The organism is Dactylosporangium sp. CA-052675 (assembly GCF_050947935.1).
In the GTDB taxonomy this organism is placed as follows: Bacteria; Actinomycetota; Actinomycetes; order Mycobacteriales; family Micromonosporaceae; genus Dactylosporangium.
The window spans coordinates 5,199,390-5,219,203 of record NZ_CP192010.1 but is presented as its reverse complement, the minus strand read 5'-3'; the positions used below and the strand labels follow the sequence as shown (position 1 = coordinate 5,219,203).

The 19,814-nt window shown below is 72.4% G+C and carries 17 protein-coding genes; 2 read left to right on the top strand and 15 right to left on the bottom strand.

Going from position 1 to position 19,814, the window contains the following annotated elements; genetic code table 11:
- Positions 1–9: 9 nt before the first annotated feature.
- The 8 genes from ACQP1P_RS24065 to ACQP1P_RS24030 all read right to left on the bottom strand — a co-directional run bounded on the left by ACQP1P_RS24065 (position 10) and on the right by ACQP1P_RS24030 (position 9,538).
- Positions 10–813, bottom strand: coding sequence for a polyprenol monophosphomannose synthase (locus ACQP1P_RS24065; RefSeq protein ID WP_433089681.1), 804 nt, complete (start codon positions 811–813; stop codon positions 10–12).
- On the bottom strand, positions 810–2,468 hold the full coding sequence (gene lnt, locus ACQP1P_RS24060; protein ID WP_433089679.1) for an apolipoprotein N-acyltransferase: 1,659 nt from the start codon (positions 2,466–2,468) through the stop codon (positions 810–812). Before lnt ends, ACQP1P_RS24065 begins: the two co-directional genes overlap by 4 nt.
- Before the next feature lie 692 nt (positions 2,469–3,160).
- Positions 3,161–4,357 carry a glutamate mutase L gene (locus ACQP1P_RS24055; RefSeq protein ID WP_433089678.1) on the bottom strand — a complete coding sequence of 399 codons (1,197 nt, stop codon included), beginning with the start codon at positions 4,355–4,357 and terminating at the stop codon, positions 3,161–3,163.
- Entirely contained in the window at positions 4,354–4,734 is a 381-nt protein-coding gene (locus ACQP1P_RS24050) for a hotdog domain-containing protein (RefSeq protein WP_433089676.1), read from the bottom strand. Before ACQP1P_RS24050 ends, ACQP1P_RS24055 begins: the two co-directional genes overlap by 4 nt.
- A complete protein-coding gene (locus ACQP1P_RS24045) occupies positions 4,734–5,465 on the bottom strand; it encodes an OAM dimerization domain-containing protein (protein ID WP_433089674.1) in 732 nt (243 codons plus the stop codon). Before ACQP1P_RS24045 ends, ACQP1P_RS24050 begins: the two co-directional genes overlap by 1 nt.
- Positions 5,465–7,009 carry a lysine 5,6-aminomutase subunit alpha TIM-barrel domain-containing protein gene (locus ACQP1P_RS24040; RefSeq protein WP_433089672.1) on the bottom strand — a complete coding sequence of 515 codons (1,545 nt, stop codon included), beginning with the start codon at positions 7,007–7,009 and terminating at the stop codon, positions 5,465–5,467. The genes ACQP1P_RS24045 and ACQP1P_RS24040 overlap by 1 nt, the downstream gene beginning before the upstream one ends.
- A 16-nt stretch (positions 7,010–7,025) precedes the next feature.
- Positions 7,026–8,531 carry an amidohydrolase gene (locus ACQP1P_RS24035; protein ID WP_433089670.1) on the bottom strand — a complete coding sequence of 502 codons (1,506 nt, stop codon included), beginning with the start codon at positions 8,529–8,531 and terminating at the stop codon, positions 7,026–7,028.
- The gene (locus ACQP1P_RS24030) at positions 8,528–9,538 is read right to left on the bottom strand and encodes an L-erythro-3,5-diaminohexanoate dehydrogenase (protein ID WP_433089668.1); all 1,011 of its coding nucleotides are present in this window, start codon (positions 9,536–9,538) and stop codon (positions 8,528–8,530) included. The genes ACQP1P_RS24035 and ACQP1P_RS24030 overlap by 4 nt, the downstream gene beginning before the upstream one ends.
- Before the next feature lie 306 nt (positions 9,539–9,844).
- On the opposite strand from ACQP1P_RS24030, the gene ACQP1P_RS24025 reads away from it, so the two are divergent.
- Both ACQP1P_RS24025 and ACQP1P_RS24020 read left to right on the top strand, forming a co-directional pair.
- Complete coding sequence (locus ACQP1P_RS24025) at positions 9,845–11,215, top strand: KamA family radical SAM protein (protein WP_433090102.1); 1,371 nt, start codon at positions 9,845–9,847, stop codon at positions 11,213–11,215.
- 51 nt (positions 11,216–11,266) lie between these two features.
- Positions 11,267–11,680, top strand: a complete 414-nt coding sequence (locus ACQP1P_RS24020; RefSeq protein ID WP_433089666.1) for a hypothetical protein — start codon at positions 11,267–11,269, stop codon at positions 11,678–11,680.
- Between the two features lie 308 nt (positions 11,681–11,988).
- Here ACQP1P_RS24020 and ACQP1P_RS24015 read toward each other — a convergent pair whose 3' ends face one another.
- From ACQP1P_RS24015 to ACQP1P_RS23985, 7 genes are read right to left on the bottom strand one after another with little or no spacing between them, the layout of a single operon-like run.
- Positions 11,989–12,924, bottom strand: a complete 936-nt coding sequence (locus tag ACQP1P_RS24015) for a phosphotransferase family protein (RefSeq protein ID WP_433089664.1) — start codon at positions 12,922–12,924, stop codon at positions 11,989–11,991.
- Positions 12,925–12,967: 43 nt separating this feature from the next.
- Positions 12,968–14,158 carry a DNA polymerase IV gene (dinB, locus tag ACQP1P_RS24010; RefSeq protein ID WP_433089662.1) on the bottom strand — a complete coding sequence of 397 codons (1,191 nt, stop codon included), beginning with the start codon at positions 14,156–14,158 and terminating at the stop codon, positions 12,968–12,970.
- A gap of 40 nt (positions 14,159–14,198) precedes the next feature.
- Positions 14,199–15,593, bottom strand: coding sequence for a GH1 family beta-glucosidase (locus ACQP1P_RS24005; RefSeq protein ID WP_433089661.1), 1,395 nt, complete (start codon positions 15,591–15,593; stop codon positions 14,199–14,201).
- 48 nt (positions 15,594–15,641) lie between these two features.
- Positions 15,642–16,655, bottom strand: coding sequence for an ABC transporter ATP-binding protein (locus ACQP1P_RS24000; protein ID WP_433089660.1), 1,014 nt, complete (start codon positions 16,653–16,655; stop codon positions 15,642–15,644).
- Complete coding sequence (locus ACQP1P_RS23995; protein ID WP_433089659.1) at positions 16,652–17,695, bottom strand: ABC transporter permease; 1,044 nt, start codon at positions 17,693–17,695, stop codon at positions 16,652–16,654. Before ACQP1P_RS23995 ends, ACQP1P_RS24000 begins: the two co-directional genes overlap by 4 nt.
- 1 nt (position 17,696) lies before the next feature.
- Positions 17,697–18,677, bottom strand: coding sequence for an ABC transporter permease (locus ACQP1P_RS23990; protein ID WP_433089657.1), 981 nt, complete (start codon positions 18,675–18,677; stop codon positions 17,697–17,699).
- Entirely contained in the window at positions 18,674–19,798 is a 1,125-nt protein-coding gene (locus tag ACQP1P_RS23985; protein WP_433089655.1) for an ABC transporter ATP-binding protein, read from the bottom strand. Before ACQP1P_RS23985 ends, ACQP1P_RS23990 begins: the two co-directional genes overlap by 4 nt.
- Positions 19,799–19,814 lie beyond the last annotated feature (16 nt).

Below are 19,814 nucleotides of genomic sequence, written 5' to 3'. Positions count from 1 at the left end.
GTCCCCTCCTCAGCGCCCCTGGCCGTCCTTGGCCGGCCCGTTGCCGGCGACGGCCCGCTTGAGCGCGTTCCAACGTGCGGCGGTGCCCCACACGGTCACCTTCCACAGTGCCTCACGAACGATGGAGGAGCTCATCTTCGACTGGCCCCGTTCGCGTTCGGTGAACGTGATCGGCACCTCGGCGACCCGGAACCCGTCCTTGACGGAGCGCCACGCCAGGTCGACCTGGAAGCAGTACCCGTGCGACGCGATCGTGTCCAGCTCGATCTTGCCCAGGACCGGGGTCCGGTACGCCCGGTAGCCGCCGGTCGCGTCACGCAGGTGCATGCCGAGCGCCATCCGCACGTACACGTTGCCGGTGCGGGAGATCGCCTGCCGGTGGAACGGCCAGTTGACGGTCTTGCCGCCCTTGACGTACCGCGAGCCGAGGACCACGTCGTTGTCGGCGAGCGCGTCGAGGAGCTTCGGCAGTTCCTCGGGGGCGTGGGAGCCGTCGGCGTCCATCTCCACGACGGCGTCGTAGCCGCGTTCGGTGCCCCAGGTGAACCCGGCGATGTACGCGGCGCCGAGGCCCTGCTTGCCGGCCCGGTGCATGACGTGCACGGCCGGGTCGGCGGCGGCGAGCTCGTCGGCGATGTCGCCGGTGCCGTCGGGGCTGTTGTCGTCGGCGATGAGGATGTCGACGGCCGGGGTGGCCTTACGGACCCGGTCGACGATGATCCGGATGTTGTCGGCCTCGTTGTAGGTGGGGATGATGACGAGGACCCTGCCGACTCCGGGGTATTGGTTCACGCCTCGGTCGGGTGTGCTCACAGGTCCTCCTTGATGCCTGGCTCGGCAGTGTGGGTGATGTCGGTAACCGTGGTGCGGCGCCTCCGCCCGATCCAGGCGGCGGCGAGCAGTGCCGTGGCGAGGGCGGCGATCACGTATTCGGGGATCGCTCCCAGCCTTGTTGCAAGCGTACGTTCTGTGCCCAGGTGCAGCTCGGCGAGGATGACCGCCGGCTTGTCGAACTCGGTTTCGGCGCTGGTGGCGCCGGTGTGGCCGGCGAACGCGGAGATGCCGACGGTGGAGGCCATGAGCGCGTCACGGCCGTGCTCGACGGCCCGCAGCCGCACCATGGCCAGCTGCTGGCGCGCCTCGGACTCGTTGAACGTGGCGTTGTTCGTCTGCACGGCGAGGATCTGCCCGCCGCCGGTGACGGTGTCGCGGACGAGCCCGTCGTAGGCGACCTCGAAGCAGATGACGTCCCCGACGGTGGCCGGCCCGACGGTCAGGACACCGGGCTTCGTGCCCGCCGTCATGTCGGTGACCCGGTCGACCTCCTCCGACACCATCCGGGCGATGCCGCGCAGCGGGATGGTCTCGGCGAACGGCACCGGGTGGCGTTTGACGTACTTCTGGACGGGGTCGCCGGGGCTGCGGCCCGGGTTGAACACGAGCCCGGCGTTCTCGACGCCGGTCTGCGGGCTGTAGAGGACGGCCCCGACGAGGATCGGCGCGCCGACGGCGTTCGCGGCCTGGTCGATGAGCAGCCCGGCGTCGGCCTGCCGCAGCGGGTCGATGTCGCTGGCGTTCTCGGGCCACACGACGAGGTCGGGCCGGCGCGCGCCGGCCTTCACCGTGTCGCCGAGGGCGATCGTGGCCCGCACGTGGTTGTCGAGGACCGCCCGCCGCTGGGCGTTGAAGTCGAGCCCGAGCCGGGGCACGTTGCCCTGCACCACGGCCACGTAGACGGATGCGCCGCCGGGATGTCCCAGCGGTACCGCCGCGGCCGCCCCGGCCACCGCCAACCCGGCCACGACCGCGGCCAGGGGGGCCACGGCCCGGCGGGCGTCGGTCCCGGCGCCGACGCCGCGCAGGACCGCGTAGGCGCCGAGCCCGCCGATGAGCGCGACGGCGAACGACACCAGCGGCGCCCCGCCGACCGCGGCGAGCCGCAGCAGCGGCGACGTGTCCTGGCTGAACGCGAGGCGCCCCCACGGGAACCCGCCGAACGGGGTCCGGTCCCGCAGCGCCTCCTGCGCCACCCACAGCGCGCCGACCGCGACCGGCCACGCCCACCCGCCGTGGCGGCGCAGCAGCGGGCTGATCCACGCCCCGGCGGCGCCGACGAGCCCGAGATACAGGGTCTCGAGCACCGACAGCAGCAGCCACGGGACCATGCCGGTGTGCAGGTTCGTCCACGACAGCAGCGGGGTGAAGAACACCGCCCCGGTGACGGCGCCGAGCCAGAACCCGCCCCGCAGCCGCCGCCCGTGCACGGCGATCGCGAGCAGCGCGACGGCGGCGGGGGCCGCCCACCACAGCCCGTACGGCGGGAACGCGACGAGCATCGCCCCGCCGGCGACGGCCGCGGCGAGCAGCGCCGCCCACGCCGGCAGGACGGGACCCGGCCCGGGCCGCGGCGCGTCAGGTGCCGCGGGCGCGGCGGCCGCGTCTGGTTCGACCAACGTCACCTGCGCCATCCCCGGGTCGTCCGAACGTCTTGCTTGCGGCGCCCATTATGCGGGGTAAGTCGCCCGAACGTGGAATCGCGGGGTCGGGGCCCCTGCGCCGGCCGGGCCGCCCCGCCGGCGATGTGCGGGGCGTGACCGGCCGGTGATGTCCCGCACACACCGCCGGGCGGGACCGGGCCGCGGCTCCGGGCCCGGACCGACCCGGCCGGTCGAGCCGGGCCCGGAGATGGTGACATCGGGCCGCGGACCCTGCGCTTGCCTGGACGCGAACTGAAATGGGGGCGCGACCGTAGTAGTCGCGCCCCGCGCTCCCAGGCCCTGTGTCCGGCCGGTGCGGCAGTGACGTTCGTGCGCGGCCTTCGTTCCGGCTCGGCACGAAGCTGGCTGCCCGTGCGCGTGCCGTTGTCTACTGGTCGCGTGACCCCCCTGCCCTGACACCGGTGGATGCCCGTTCGCGGCCCCCGCCGACCCCCGCCCGCTGTGCTCGGGGTCGTCTCGTCGGTTGACGAGGACGTCCGGCCTGTTGGGCGTTGCAGAGTAGCGAACCGCGGTCATCCTTCCCGAAGTAGGACGCAAAGACGGTACGCGCACGCTCGGGGGCGCTGTCAACCGCCCCGGCGGATGGATTTCACCCGGGCGGCGTGTCGTGTTGGCGTGTCGGTGCCGGTTCACCCGGACGCTGACCGGCTGTCGCCGGCCGGTCACCGTACGAGTCCGGCACAGAGCGTGAGGGCCGCGTCGGGATGATCGGCGGCGATGAGCCCCGCGGCGGCCAGAACGTAGGCGGTGTCGACGGTCGTGCGCGGCGCCCGCGGCAACGCCCACCCACCGGCATGGTCGTGCAGCGCCGGGGCGAGGGCCGCCACAGCGGCACCGGGTTCAGCATGCCGGAACACGCCACCGGACGCCACGACCGTCGACACGTGTCGCAGGTCGCGTCCCGCCCGCGAGTGACGCCGCACCGCGACCGTCACGGCCGCCGCCGCCAGCCCCAGCGGGCCGTCACCGGCGCTGAGCCGCTCCCGCGCGGCCGCCGCCCGGATACCGTCCACGTTCCACCGCACCCCCAGATCACCCTCGACGGTCCGCAGATGCCACGACACCCCGGCCACCGCGTCCTGAGGCGCCTCACCGGGCTCCAGCGCCGAATACACGTCGGTGGTCGCCCCGCCCACATCCACGACGAGCAGATCACCACCGACGGCCCGGGCCAGGACCCCGACACCGGTGAGGACCGCGTCCGGGGTGGCCGCCGACACGAGCCGCCCGAACCGGGCCCCCCGCGACAGCCGCTTCCCGCCGATGACATGCCGGATGAACAGGTCCCGGATCGCGGCCCGGGCCGAGTCCGGGGCCGTCACCCCGATCCGCGGCAGCACGTTGCCGGCCGCGACGGCCGGCCGCCCGGCCAGCAGCGCCATCACCTCCGGCTGGGCGTCGGCGTTCCCGGCCACGACGACCGGCACCCGCCACCGGGACCCCGCGAGCCGCCGCGCGTTACCCACGACCGTGTCGGCGTCACCACCGTCGGTCCCGCCGCACAACAGCAGCACATCGGGCCGCGCCGCCCGCAACGCCCGCACATCCGCGGCCGTCAGCAGCCCCGTCGTGGTGTGCACGACCCGCGCCCCGGCCGACAACGCCACCCGGTACGCGGCGTCCGCCGACACCAGCGCCTCGAACCCCACGACCCCGAGCCGCAGCCCGCCACCCGCCGACGAGCAGCAGTACACGTGCCCGACCGGCCCCGCCCCCGCCAGCAGCGCGTCAACGCCGTCGAGCACGTCACCGCCGAAGGTCGTCGGATGCGTCGCGCTGCACACCAGCACCCCGGCCCGGGTATCGACGACGGCGAGTTTCGTGTCCGTCGACCCGACATCGACGCACGCGACCCTCACGGCACGACGACGGTCCCGGTCGCCGACACCGCCAGGATCGGCGGGTCGAGGACCGCCGCCGCCGACGGGCCCCGGCCCGGGTCGGCCCGGCACGTCACGTGGCACGTGAACGCGACCGTCCGGGACCGGTTGCCCTGCCGGGTCACGGTCGCGGTCACCTCCACGACGTCACCGGCGCGGACCGGCGCGTGGAACGTCACCGCCGCATACCCGGCGAACAGGCCCTCGTCGCCGTCCGTACGGATGCACAGCTCCGTCGCGGCGTCGCCGAACAGGCCCAGACTGTAGGCGCCGTCCACGAGGTTCCCGCCGTAGTGGGCATGCGCGTACGGCACATACCGGCGGTGCACCACGGTCGTCCCGGCGAGCGTGTCCATCAGCGGCTCCCGATCGAGTGGGCGAGATACGAGGCGACCTCGCGGGGCGTGGTCCCGCGGCCGAAGATCCGGTCGACGCCGAGCTCGGCCGACGCCAGCTCGTCGAACCTCGGGCCGCCGGCGACGAGCAGCGGCCGCCGCGCCGCCGGGAACGCCTCCCGGAACGCGGCGGACATCGCCCGCACGTTGTGCAAATGGGCATCGCGCTGGGTGACGACCTGCGACACCAGGACCGCGTCGGCCTTCTCCGCCACGGCCGCGGCGACGAGGTCCGGCACCGACACCTGCGCACCGAGGTTCACGACCCGCAGCTCCCGGTAGTACTCCAGGCCCTTCTCCCCGGCGATGCCCTTCACGTTCAGGATCGCGTCGATGCCGACGGTGTGCGCGTCCGTGCCGATACACGCCCCGACGACGACGAGCTTGCGCCGCAGCCGGGCCCGGACGACGGCGTTGACGTCCTTCGGCGACAGCAGCGGATAGTCGCGTTCGGCGACGACGACCTTCCCCGGCTCCACGAGATGGTTGACCCGCCCGTAGACGACGAAGAACGTGTGCTGCTCGCCGATCGGCCGGGCGTGCACGACCATCGCCGGATCGACCCCCATCTTCCCCGCCAGCTGCAGCGCCGCCCCCTCGCCGCGTTTGCCGGCCGGCAACGGCAACGTGAACGACATCTGGATCATCCCGTCGCCGGTGGTGTCGCCGTACGGGCGGACGACCTCGTGCATCACGGCCTCCCGGTGAGCAGCGCCTCGGTGGGGTTCCAGTAGTCCGCGGCCCGCCGGGCGACCCCGTCCAGACCCTTACCACGGTCGGCGGGCCGGCGCATGATCCCGAACGTGCCCTCGCCGATCGCGTCGAGCAGCCCCTGCCCGCCGATCCGCTCCAGCAGCTCGACCGCTTCAGCCAGTACCGTCGCCGCCCGGTCCTGAATGAACGGGCCGGGAACGAAATCCTCGTGCAGGTTCCCGGCCGCGCGCAGCACGTAGTGAACGTTCTGCAGCGCGATGTCCCGGTCGGACAGCCACGGCGTCACGACCGCCTCCGTCATCATCCCCACCAGCAGAATCCCCTGCCCGGTCAGCGCCCCGGCGAGATTGAAGAACCCGTCGAGGAGGTTGCCCCGGAACACGTCGCCGGTCATGTGCCGCGTCGGCGGCATCCACTTCAGCGGCGCCCCCGGGAACAACTCCCGCGCCAGCAACGCGTGCGCGAGCTCCAGCCGGAACGACTCGGGCAGATCCGGGTTGATCTCGAACGCGTGCCCCAGCCCCAGCTGCCACGTCTGCAGCCCGGCCTCCCGCGCGAAATACTCGTTGAGCAGCTGCGACACCGTGACGGTGTGCGCGGCGTCGACCGCGTCGGCGGTCGTCAGGTAATTGTCCTCACCGGTGTTGATCACAATCCCCGCCCGGGCGTGGATCTGCCGCGAAAACCGCTGATCCACGAACGTCCGGATCGGGTTGATGTCCCGGAACAAAATCCCGTACATCGAGTCGTTGAGCATCATGTCGAGCCGCTCGAGCCCGGCCAGCGCGGCGATCTCCGGCATGCACAGCCCCGACGCGTAGTTCGTCAGCCGCACATACCGGCCCACCTCCCGTGACGTCTCGTCCAGGGCGGCGCGCATCAGCCGGAAGTTCTCCTGCGTCGCGTACGTCCCCGCGAACCCCTCCCGGGTCGCGCCCTCCGGCACGTAGTCCAGCAGCGACTGCCCCGTCGACCGGATCACCGCGATCACGTCCGCACCGGCCCGGGCCGCGGCCTGCGCCTGCGGGATGTCCTCGTAGATGTCACCGGTCGCCACGATCAGATAGATCCACGGCCGGCGGGGCGGATCACCCAGCCGGGCGATGAGCCGCTCCCGTTCCCGGCGGCGCCGGTCGATCCGGGCGATCCCCCGCCGGACCGCGGCCGTCGCCGGCCGGCGCGCCCGCCGCGTCGACGGCACCGTGAACCGGACACTGCCGGCCGCGGCCTTCTGCGCCAGCAGCGTCACATCGGCGTGCCCGTCGCCGATGAGCGCGTCGAACACCGGCCCCAGCACCCCGTGCCCGAGGCCGATGTCCGCGACGACCGCATCGACGAGCCGGTTCACCCACGGGATGCCGTCGGGGTCGGCCCCCTCGACCCCGGCCAGCCGCAGCGTGGCCCGTTCCACGGCGACGGTGGTATGGGTCCGGGCGAGGTCCACGACAGGCCGCCCCGCCTCAGCCGCCAGCGCCCGCGCCCGCGCGACCACCGCCGGGTCGAGGCCCAGTTTCCCTGCCACCGCCGTCTCCTTCTGCTCAGGCCGTCCAGATGCCGGTGCCGGCCAGCACCGTCATACGCGCCGCGGGCGTGTCGTCGCCGGTCAGCACCCCGGTCAGGGTCTTCGTCGTGTCCCACACCGTGAACGTCGCCGTCCCGCCCGGGTTCAGGACACCCTCGTCGTCGACACCGACCGCCCGCCACCCGCCGCGGGTGTGCGCCGCGAACGCCGCCTTCGCCCCGATCCGCTGCACCGGGTTGTGGTGGCGCATCGCCGCCCGGCACGACCCCCACGGGTCCAGCGGCGTCACCGGGCTGTCCGACCCGAACGCCAGCAGCACCCCGACCCCGGCCATCGACCCGATCGGATTCGCCGCCAGCGACCGCACCGCCCCGAGCCGCCGCGCGTACATGCCGGTCTCGCCGCCCCACAACCGGTCGAACGCCGGCTGCACCGACGCGACAATGCCGTACTCGACGAACTTCGCGATCGCCGCCTTGTCCAGCAGCTCCGCATGCTCGATGCGGTGCCGCCCGGCCCGCAGCCGCTCGACACCCACCCGCGCCGCCGCATACCCGAACCCGTCCAGCACCGTGCCGATCGCCGCGTCGCCGATCGCGTGGAAACCGCCCTGCACCCCGTGCACGGCACACCCGACCAGATGCTCACCGACCTGCTCGGCACCCAGATACCCGTGGCCGCACCCGGCGTCGCCGTCGTCGAGGTACGCGTCGTGCAGGTGCGCGGTGCGGGCACCGAGGGCACCGTCGGCGTACAGGTCCCCGGCGGCGCCCCGCGCCCCGAGCTCCCGCGCCTTCGCCGCCGCACCCGCCTCGCCCCACAGCCCGAACACCCGCGGGAACGCCGGGCCGTGCCCGAGCGCGGCGGTGAAATCGGCCTCCCCGGACGTGCCGGGCCCGCCGCACTCGTGGACCGCGGCGATCCCCAGCGACGCCGCGTGCCGCAGCGCCGCCTCCTGCGCCGCGCGGGTCTGCGCCGCGGTGATCGACGCGTACGCGGCCTCCCGCACGACGTGGTGGGCGTCACGGCGCAGCCAGCCGCCCTCGTCGTACCCGGCCGCGGCCTTCGCCTCCGCGGTGAGCAACGCCGTCGACACCAGCGCCGCGTGCACACACGTCCGCGACAGATACACCGCCCGCCCGCCCCCGGCCCGGTCGAGCTCCCCCGCGGACGGAGTGCGCTGATCGGCCCAGCCCGACTCGTCCCACCCGTGCCCGATCACGACCGCGTCCACGGGCAGCGCCGCGGCGTGCGCGGCGACCGCGTCCAGGACGTCACCCGCCGAACGCGCCCCCGTCAGATCGAGGCCCTGCAACGTGAGACCGGTCGCGGTGATGTGCACGTGCGCGTCGACGAACGCCGGCGTCACCAAGGCCCCGGCGAGGTCCACGACCCGGTCCGCGCCGGCCGGGGCGTCGGCGTCCGGGCCGAGCCACGCGATCCGGTCGCCGTCGGTGAGCAGCGCGGTCGCGGACGGATCGGCCGGGGTGTGGACGCGTCCACCGCGGTAGAGGGTTCTCATGCCGCCCAGTCTGCCAACCGCGGCGCGAGCCGCGCCTCGAAGACCGCCCGCACACCCGGGTCGTCACGCAACAGACCGATGGCGTACTCGGCGTGGCCCGGCACATACCCGTTGCCGATGAGCATCGTCACATCCGCCGCGAGCCCCTCCGCACCGAGCGCCGCCGCCGGGAACGACGTCGCCATCGAGAAGAAGATGACCGTCCCGCCGGGCTTCGTCGCCAGGACCGCGGCATGCTCACAGCCGGGCACGTCGACGCACACGACAGTCAGATCCGCCTGGACCAGGCCGCTGAGCGTGACGGCGTCGCGGGCGTCGGCGACGACGACCTCCGTCGCCAGACCCGCACGCTGCAGCAGGGCACGTTCCCGCTCGTCGCGCACGACCCCGACGGTGCGGTGCCCGCGGGCCGCGGCCAGGGCCAGGCTGCCGGACTTCCCCGCCGCGCCGAGGACCAGCACCGTGCCGCGCAGGTGCCGTCTGACCAGCGCCGGCGCCCCGCACACGTCGAGGACCGCCAACGCCAGCTCCGGCTCGAGGTCGCCGGGCAGGACCGCGGCGACCGACCGGGCGAACAGGATCGCGTGGCCGTCGCACGGCACCTGCTCGCTGAGCCCGTCCCAGCGGCGCAGCCCGTCGGTGACGGCGAGCGGGGTGAGGGTCAGCGAGACCAGGGTCGCGACCCGGTCACCGACGGCCAGGCCGAGCGGCGAGTCGGGGCCGACCGCCTCGACGGTGCCGATGAGCATGCCACCCGAGCCGGTGACCGGGTTGTGCATCTTGCCCCGCGCCGCGATGATCCCCGCCACCGCGGCCCGGATCGCGTCGCCGTCACCGCCGTGGGCGTCGGCGAGCTGCCGGTAGGACGCCGCGTCGAGGTTGAGCCGCTCGACCCGCACCCGCACCTCGTCGGCACCGACCGCCGCCGAGGCGTCGAGGCGCTCCGCCGCCTGCGGCAGCACCCCGGCCGGTGCGACCACCCGATGCAACCCGATCGGCGAACTCATTCTTCCCGCACCACCCCACCGCTGACCGAAGATTTTCCGGCACAGTAACCCGCCTACAGGATATCTTTCAAGCGCCGGTCGGCGACAGGACATGCTCCACCACCCCGACCAACACCGCCTTCGACGACGCCCGGCACCCCACATCCAGATGCGACGCCACCTCCGCCGCTGCGCCGCCCGCAACTGCGACGCCGCATACGGCAGCAACAGCCGCGTCGGGCCACGGGACCGCGAGCTCGGCCAACCATTGGACAGACAAGAAACCTTCCGCCCCAGGGATCGCTTGCCGAAGAATTTCCCGCTAATCTGCCCTTAGGACACAAAACCTTGAGGAGTCGGACCGTGCAGCCATACGCCTACCAGCGCCACGCACTCACCGAGCCCGACTGGCGCCGCTACCCCGGCTGGCACGACGTCACCCGCGACCAATGGGAAGACGCCCAATGGCAACGCGCCCACTGCGTCAAAACCATCCCCCAGCTCAAGGCCGTCCTCGGCGACACCGTCACCGACACCTTCTACGACGACCTCGCCACCGACCAGACCAACCACGCCACCATGTCCATGCTCATCCCACCCCAAATGATCAACACGATGAGCCCCCACACACCCCCCACCGACGACACCCTCCGCAACGACCCCATCCGCCGCTACATGCTCCCCATCGCCACCGACCGCCACCCCGACTTCCCCTCACACCCCTACGCCACCCGCGACTCCCTCCACGAACACGACATGTGGGTCGCCGAAGGCCTCACCCACCGCTACCCCACCAAAGTCCTCGCCGAACTCCTCCCCACCTGCCCCCAATACTGCGGCCACTGCACCCGCATGGACCTCGTCGGCAACAACACCCCCACCGTCACCAAACTCAAACTCGCCAGCAAACCCGCCGACCGCCACACCGCCATGCTCGACTACCTGCGCGCCCACCCCGGCGTCCGCGACGTCGTCGTCTCCGGCGGAGACGTCGCCAACCTCCCCTGGCACCAACTCGAGACGTTCCTCATGCACCTGCTCGCCATCGACACCATCCGCGACATCCGCCTCGCCACCAAAGCCCTCGCCGGCCTCCCCCAGCACTGGCTGCAACCCACCGTCGTCGAAGGCCTCGAACGCGTCGCCCGCACCGCCGCCCGCCGCGGCGTCAACCTCGCCATCCACACCCACGTCAACCACGCCCAATCCCTCACCCCCCTCGTCGCCCGCGCCGCCCACACCGCCCTCGAGGTCGGCGTCCGCGACGTACGCAACCAGGGCGTCCTCCTCCGCGGCGTCAACGCCACCGCCGAAGACCTCCTCGACCTCTGCTTCGCCCTGCAAGGCGAGGCCGGCATCCTGCCCTACTACTTCTACATGTGCGACATGATCCCCAACGCCGAACACTGGCGCGTCGCCGTCTGGCAGGCCCAGCAACTCCAGCACGACATCATGGGCTACCTGCCCGGATACGCCACCCCCCGCATCGTCTGCGACGTCCCCTACGTCGGCAAACGCTGGGTCCACATGGTCACCGAATACGACCGCGAACGCGGCATCAGCTACTGGACCAAGAACTACCGCACCAGCATCGAGGACGACGCCACCCAGCTCGACCGCACCTACCCGTACTACGACCCCATCGACACCCTCCCCGCCACCGGCGTCGACTGGTGGCGCAAGGAACACACCACCTGACCTTCCCCGAAACCGGCACCGAAGACCCGCACTGCGGCGCACGCTGGAACCGTGCGCCGCACCATCCCGCGCCTCCTCGGCATCGCCCTCGCCGCCGCGGCGCTCATCACCTACGTCAACTGGGCCGGCAACCGCGACGCCGCCCGCTTCGACCCCGCCGCCCAGCTGCACTGCACCCAGATCGCCGGCGCCCAGGCCACCGCCGAGCCCACCGCCCGCGAGACCCGCACCCCCGACCAGCTCGCCGAGGCCTGGGCCAACGCGCGCAACCCCGGCCTCGTCGCCGGCAAACGCCGCCTCTTCGACAGCGACGACCGCGTCGACATCGGCTTCGACGCCAAGGCCCAGACCGTCGCCGTGCTCACCTTCCGCGCCGACAAGACCCTCGGCTGGCACCTCGACGCCGTCGTCGCCTGCCAGGGCCAGGTCACGCGATCGGCCAGTCCCGCGCCCACCACCAGCTGAGGCAGCCGGCGGCGCGAAACGCAAAAACCTAAGTCAGCCGCGCAGCGGCTAGGTATGGCTTTTCCAGACGTGGCGTAGCCACGTCGTGTAAGGCGTCCTAGGATGCTAGGATTAGACCATCTTCGCAGGTCAGCATGGCGGTGGCCGACACCCTCCAGGTCGGGGTCCGGACGCCCGCACGAGCCCGGTACGCCGCCGTGGCGCCGTCCGCCAGCAAACCGAATCGCCGGCGCGCGGCATGGTCGTGACGCGGCCAGCGACACCCGGTGCGGCGCCGCTCGCGCGTAGCGCATCCTAGGACACTAGGATCAGCGATGCGGAGGGGCGAGCAGCTGCCGCAGCTCCGGCAGCCGGCCGAAGAGGACCGGGAGACCGCGGACGCCGTCACGCGCCGCCTCGTGCGACAGCGCGAGCTCCGGGCCGGTACCGGCCTCGACGCCGGCGAGGCAGCGCAGGATGTTCCACCGCGTGTGCCCCAGCCAGCCGCCGACCAGATACGCGAACCAGCTCGGACCCCAGGGCGGCAGCGGTCCGCCCCCGGCGACGTAGCCGTCGAGGACCGAGCCGAAGACGGCGGGCCGGACGTCGTCGAAGCCCGGCCCCTTCGCGAGGCTCAGCGCCGTCGAGCCGAGCTCACCGGACAGGTCGAGCATCCCCGACAGCTCCCAGTCGAGCACCACCGGCCGGCCCTCCCGGGCCAGCAGGTTCCACGGCTGGATGTCCCGGTGCGTCAGCACGACCGGCCCCGGCCGCTCGCACGTGTCGACGAAGCGGGCGATCGCCAGGAACGTCTCGACCTCGGCGGCGAGCTCGCCCGCCCAGGGCTGACCGGTCGCCGCCGCCCGCTCGGCGAGCTCGGGCCAGTCCCGGGCCGGCGGCTCCTCGGCCGGGGCGTCGGCCCACGCGACGTCGAGCGCGTGGATGCGCGCGAGGATCTCGCCGATCTCGAACGCGTACGCCGCCGGCACCGGCGCTTCGGGCACCCGCTCGCCCTCGACCCACCGATGCACCAGCGTCCGGCCGTCGGCCGCGATCGGCTCCGGCATCGGGACGCCGGCGGCGAAGGCGGCCCGCTCGAACCCGAACACGTCCCCGGCGCGGTAGGGCCGGCGGCGATCCGCGAGATTCAGCTCCTTCACCGCGAACGACCCCTGGTCGGTGTCGAGCCGGAACATCCGGTTGGCGTACCCGCCGTGGACCCGGACCATCGGACCGATCGGCGTGCCGAGACGTGCGAGATCCACCCACGCACCTTAGAGCGGCAGGTCGCCGGACGCACCCGGTCGCTCAGTCCGGCAGCAGCGGCACCGTGGGGCCCTGGCGGCGGCCGAGCAGCGACGCGCGGGTCACCGAGGCCGAGCCGAAGCGGTCGCGGACCTGGTCCAGAGCCGAGTCCAGGGAGTCGCCCGAGGACACGTCGAAGGGCAGCTCGAGCTGCGACGCGCCGTCGCCGTCCAGGTTCGACACGGCGATGCCGACCAGCGTCAGGCCCCGGTTGGCGATGTCCGAGACCGCCGCGGCGTGCAGGCCCAGCACCGCGTCCAGGATCGTCTGCGTGTGCGACGTCGGGCGCGGCAGGGTGCGCGAGCGCGTCACCCGCGTGAAGTCGGCGAAGCGCAGGCGCAGCACCACGGTGCGGCCCGCCCGGCCGGCCGCGCGCATCCGGCGCGTCACCCGGTCCGCGAGCTCGGCCAGGACCGCCTGCTGGAACGCGTGCGGGTGGGGGCCGCGGCCCAGGGCCCGCTGCGCGCCGATCGAGCGCCGGCGGCGGCCCGTCACGACCGGGCGCGGGTCACGGTTGTGGGCCAGAGCGTGCAGGTGCCGGCCCTGCCCCTCGCCGAGCATCGACACGAGGGTGGCCTCGCCGAGGCGGGCGACCTGGCCGACGGTCGTGACGCGGTGGGCGTGCAGCTTGGCGGCGGTGACCGCGCCGACGCCCCACAGCCGCTCCACGGGGAGCCGGTGCAGGAAGGTGAGCTCGTCGGCGGGCGGCACCAGCAGCAGCCCGTCGGGCTTGGCGACGCCGCTGGCCACCTTGGCCAGGAACTTCGTGCGGGCGACGCCGACGGTGATGGCGAGCCCGGCCTCGGCCCGCACCCGTTCCCGCAGCCGCGCGGCGATGCCGAGCGGGGCGCCGGCGATGCGGAACAGGCCCGAGACGTCCAGGAAGGCCTCGTCGATCGACAGGCCCTCGACGACCGGGGTGGTGTCGCGGAAGATCGCGAAGACGTCCTTGGACGCGGCCGAATACGCGTGCATCCGGGGCGGCACCACGATCGCCTCGGGGCACAGGGCGCGGGCCTGCCGGCCGCCCATCGCGGTGCGCACGCCGCGGCGCTTCGCCTCGTAGCTGCACGCGAGGACGACCCCGCCGCCGACGATCACCGGGCGGCCGCGCAGGCGGGGGTCGTCACGCTGCTCGACGGACGCGTAGAAGGCGTCGAGATCGGCGTGCAGGATCGTAGCCCCGTCCGACACGAACACATGTTCGCACAGGACGGGGCTACCAGGGAATACGTCAGGCGCGCAGGGCCTTGATCATGTCGCGGTACCAGTGCGCCGACCGCTTCGGCGTGCGCTCCTGGGTGTCGTAGTCGACGCGGACGATCCCGAACCGCTTGTCGTAGCCGTACGCCCACTCGAAGTTGTCCATGAGCGACCACGCGAAGTACCCGCGGATGTCGGCCCCCTGCTGCCGCGCGAGCGCGACGGCGCCGATGTGCGAGTCGAAGTAGGCGACGCGGTCGGCGTCGTCGACGAACCCGGTCTCGTCCGGCTCGTCGTCGAACGCGGAGCCGTTCTCGGTCACGTAGATCGGCAGCCGGTAGTCGGTGTAGAGCCGCACGAGCAGCTGGGTGAAGCCCTCGGGGACGATCTCCCAGCCCATCGCGGTGATCGGCCGGCCGGTCGGGATGACCCGCCGCACCGGCAGCCCGTCGACGTCGGTGGCGTTGCCGTCCTCGTCGACGCCGGAGAGGGTCTCGGAGAAGTAGTAGTTCACGCCGAGCACGTCCAGCGGGGCCTTGATCGCCTCGAGGTCGCCGTCCTGGACCGGCAGGGTGATCCCGCGCTGGGCCAGGTCCTCGACGAGGTCGGCCGGGTAGCGGCCGTGCACGAGCGGGTCGAGGTAGATGCGGGTGCCGAGGGCGTCGGCGCGGCGGGCCGCGTCCCGGTCGGCCGCGGAGTCCGTCTGCGGCGTCGAGACGCCCATGTTCAGGGTGATCCCGAACTGGTGGCGGCCGTCGGAGGCCTCCCGCATGCGCTGGGTCGCGAGGCCGTGGCCGAGCAGCAGGTGGTGGACCGCCGACATGGCCGCCGCGAAGTCCCGCCGGCCCGGGGCGTGGTCGCCGTAGGCGTAGCCGAGCATCGCCGAGCACCACGGCTCGTTGAGGGTCGTCCAGGTGGTGATCCGGTCCTGCAGCGCGTCGAAGACCATCATGCTGTAGTCGGCGAAGCGGTACGCGGTGTCGCGGTTGGGCCAGCCGCCCGCGTCCTCGAGCTCCTGCGGCAGGTCCCAGTGGTACAGGGTGACCCACGGCTCGACGCCGTTGGCCAGCAGCTCGTCGGTGAGCCGGTCGTAGAAGCCGATGCCCTCGGGGTTCACCGGGCCCCGGCCGCGCGGCTGCACGCGCGGCCAGGCCACGGAGAAGCGGTACAGGTCGACCCCCAGGTCGCGGATGAGCGCCACGTCCTGCGGCATCCGGTGGTAGTGGTCGCAGGCGACCTCGCCGGTGTCGCCCTTGGCGATCGCGTCGGGCACCTCGCAGAACGTGTCCCAGATGGACCGGGTGCGCCCGCCCTCGTCGACCGCGCCCTCGATCTGGTAGGCCGAGGTCGCCACGCCCCAGCGGAACGAGGGCGGAAGCGTGGCGATCGGGTTGGCTCGATCGAGGGGTGCTGCGGTCGTGTCCATGGTTCTCCTGGGGTTGTTCAGGCTTGGTTGGAGTCGGTCGGCCTGCTGCTACCCGGCGGTGACCGGGTGCAGGTGGCAGGCGACCGTGCGGGCCGGTCCGACGTGGTCGTCGGGCTTGCCCAGGACGGGAATCACCGTGTCGCACGGCTCGAAGCGCTTCGGGCAGCGCGGGTGGAACGCGCAGCCGCTGGGCATGCCGCGCAGGTCGGGCGGGGAGCCGGGGATGCCGGCCAGCTCGCGCCGCTCGCCGCGCAGGGCGGGGAACGAGCGCAGCAGGCCGCCGCTGTACGGGTGCAGCGGCTCCCGGTAGATGTCCGCGGACGGCGCCTCCTCGACGATCCGCCCGCCGTACATGATGGCGATCCGGTCGCTGAACTCGACCAGCAGCGACAGGTCGTGGGTGATGAACAGCACCGAGAAGCCCAGCCGTTCGCGCAGCTCGACGAGCTGGCCGAGGATCTGCCGCTGCATGACCACGTCGAGGGCGGTCGTCGGCTCGTCCATGATGACCAGCTGCGGCTGCAGCGCGAGCGCCATGCCGATCATGACGCGCTGGCGCATGCCGCCGGAGAGCTGGTGCGGGTAGGCGTCGAGGCGGTCCTCGGCGATGCCGACGAGCCGCAGCATCTCCTTGGCCCGGTCCAGCCGCGCGGCCTTGGACAGCCCCGGCTCGTGGGCCTTGATCGCGTCCATCATCTGCACGTCGATCTTGTGCACCGGGTTGAGCGAGTTCATCGCGCCCTGGAACACGATCGACGTCTCGGCCCAGCGGTACTTGCGCAGCTCCTTGTGGCTGAGGCTGAGCACGTCGTACGGCTCGCCCCGCTCCGGGTGGTAGATCACGGCGCCGCCGGAGACCACGCCGGGCGGGGGCAGCAGCCGGGTCACGCCGTAGGCCAGCGTCGACTTGCCGCTGCCGCTCTCCCCCGCGAGGCCGACGACCTCGCCGCGGTGGATGGTGAGGTCGACGTCGCGGACCGCGCGGACCGCGTCGGAGCCGAGGCCGTAGTCGACGTTGAGGTTCTTGATCTCCAGCAGCGGCTTGGTGAGGACCTGGGTCATCGCTTGGCACCGTCCATCTCGATCTTCGACGCCGGCTCGACCGGGCGCAGCACGGGCGTGAAGCCGACCTGCATCCGGACCTTCTCGCCGTTCGGGCCCTTGTTGCCGCCCGCGCCCGAGGTGCGCAGCCGCGGGCTGACGAACTCGTCGATGCCGAAGTTCACCAGGCTCAGCGCGGTGCCCAGGATGGCGATGGCGAGGCCCGCGGGGACGAACCACCACCAGGCGCCCTGGGCGAGGGCCTGCTGGCCCTGGGCCCAGAACAGGATGGTGCCCCAGTTCCACGACGACACCGAGGAGATGCCGATGAACGCGAGCGTGATCTCCGAGAGCACCGCGAAGATGACGGTGCCGACGAACCCGGAGGCGATGATCGCGGTCAGGTTGGGCAGGATCTCGAAGAAGATGATCCGCCAGGTCTTCTCGCCGGTGGCCCGGGCCGCGTCGACGTAGTCGCGCCGGCGCAGCGACAGCGTCTGGGCCCGTAGGACCCGTGAGCCCCACGACCAGCTGGTCAGGCCGATCACCAGCGCGACGGTCAGGTCGTTCACCTTCGGCAGCGAGGTGCAGATGATGATGACCAGCAGCAGGCCGGGGATGACCAGGAAGACGTTGGACAGCACCGAGAGGATCTCGTCGGCGATGCCGCCGAGGTAGCCGGCGGTGACGCCGACGAGGATCGACAGGATCGTGGCGACGATCCCGGCGACCGCGCCGACGAACACGACGCTGCGGGTGCCGGCCAGGATCTGGCTGAAGATGTCCTGGCCGAGGTGCGTGGTGCCGAACCAGTGCTGGGCCGACGGCGCCTGGATCGCGTCCGAGGTGATCTTGTCCGGGTCGTACGGGGCGACCCACGGGCCGATGATCGCGAACAGCACGTAGATGGCCAGGATGACCAGGCCGGTCGCGGCCTTGCCGTTGGCGACGAACCGGAACCGCTTGCGCTTGGCCTTCTTGCCGCTCGGCGCGGCGTCGGGCTGGGCCATGGCGCCCTGCCCGGGGATGACCTGCTCGATGCTCGAGGGGGTGACGGTCATCTCAGCCTGCCTTTCGGGTGCGCGGGTCGAGCAGCGTGTAGGCCACGTCCGCGAGCAGGTTGGCGACCAGCACCGAGATGGTGATGACCAGGAAGATGCCCTGCATCAGCGGGTAGTCGTGCGCGCCGACGGCCTGAAAGAGCTGGAAGCCCACGCCCGGGTAGGAGAAGACGATCTCCACCAGCAGGGTGCCGCCGACGATGAAGCCCAGCGACAGCGCGAACGCCGAGATGTTGGGCAGCAGCGCGTTGCGGGCGGCGTAGCTGAACGCGACCCGCCGCTCGGAGAGGCCCTTGGCGTGGGCGACGGTGATGTAGTCCTCGGCCGAGACGGTCACCATCATGTTGCGCATGCCGAGGATCCAGCCGCTCATGGAGGACAGCAGGATCGTGCACGCCGGCAGGACGCTGTGGTTGATCGCCGAGCCGATGAACGTGCCGTCCCAGTAGGGCACCAGGCCGGGCGTGTAGCCGCCGGAGGACGGGAAGTAGCTGCCGTTGCCGGTGAACAGCGCGATGAACACCAGGCCGAGCCAGAAGTACGGGATGGACGACAGGAACGTCGTGGCCGGCAGCAGCCCGTCGATCCAGGTGCCGCGCCGCCAGCCGGCGCCGATGCCCAGCGTCGTGCCGATGAGGAAGCTCAGGATCGTGGTGATGCCGACGAGGCCGATCGTCCACGGCAGGCTGGAGCTGATGACCTCGCTGACCGTCGACGGGAAGAACGTGAACGACAGGCCGAGGTCGCCGTGGAACAGCTGCTTCCAGTAGTCGAGGTACTGCTGCCACAGGCTCTGCTGCTTGTCGAGCCCGAAGAGCACCTCGAGGGAGTGGATCGAGTCCGACGACACCGCGCCCTGGTTGCGGGCCAGGAACGAGCTGATCGGGTCGCCCGGGATCATCCGCGGGATGAAGAAGTTGATGGTGATCGCGGCCCAGGCCGTGAACAGGTAGAAGGCGAGGCGTTGCAGCAGGAATTTCATCGTGCCTCCTCCGGCTGGTGATGCGCCGGCGGCGTGGGGATCGACGGATCGGCGGCCGAGCCGACGCCCTCCTTGGCGACGGTGTCCGCGTCGTAGAGCCAGCAGGCGGCCCAGTGCCCGGGCTCACCGACCTCGAGACGGGGCGGGAGCTCGACGGTGCAGCGACGCATCGCGTGCGGGCAGCGCGGGTGGAACCGGCAGCCGGCCGGGGGCCGGATCAGGCTGGGCGGCTCGCCGTTGCCGCGGTCCTCGGCGGACGCGTCGGCCACGCCGGCGATGCGGTCCGGGTCCGGGGCGGAGTCGATGAGCAGCCGCGTGTACGGGTGCGCGGGGTTCTGCGTGACCGACTCGCTGTCGCCGCCCTCGACCATGCGCCCGGCGTACATCACCATCGTCTCGTCGGCGAAGTACCGCGCCGAGGCGATGTCGTGCGTGATGTAGAGGATGGCGAGGTTGAGCCGCTCCTTGAGGTCGCGCAGGAGGTTCAGGATGCCGAGGCGGATCGACACGTCGAGCATCGACACCGGCTCGTCGGCGAGCAGGGCCTCCGGGTCGGCGCCCAGGGCGCGGGCGATCGCGACGCGCTGGCGCTGGCCGCCGGAGAGCTCGTGCGGGAACTTGTCGACGTAGCGCTCGGGCGGGGTCAGCGACACCCGGGTCAGCAGCGCGGCGAGGGCCGCCTCGAGCTCCTCGGGGGTCTTGCCCGCGTTGCCGTGGATCTTCAGCGCCCGGGTGAGGTGGTAGCGCACCGTGTGCACCGGGTTGAGCGAGCCGAACGGGTCCTGGAAGATGAGCTGCACCCGGCTGACGTACTCGCGGAACCGGCGCCCGCCGTGCACCCGGGTCGTCTGCCCGTGCAGGCGGAGGTCGCCGCCGGTGCGCGGGTAGAGCTGCGCGAACAGCCGGGCGACCGTGGACTTGCCGGAGCCGGACTCGCCGACCAGTGCGGTGACCCTGCCTCGGCGCAGGGTGAGGGACACGTCGTCCACGGCGTGGACGACCGCCCGCTTGCCGGTGATGATGTCGCTCAGCTTCCGCCGGACGGGGAAATGCTTGGTCAGGCCCTCGGCCTCCAGCACCACCTCGCCGATTGGCGCCGCCGGGCTCTCGCTCAACGTCATTGCCGTCGATCCTGTC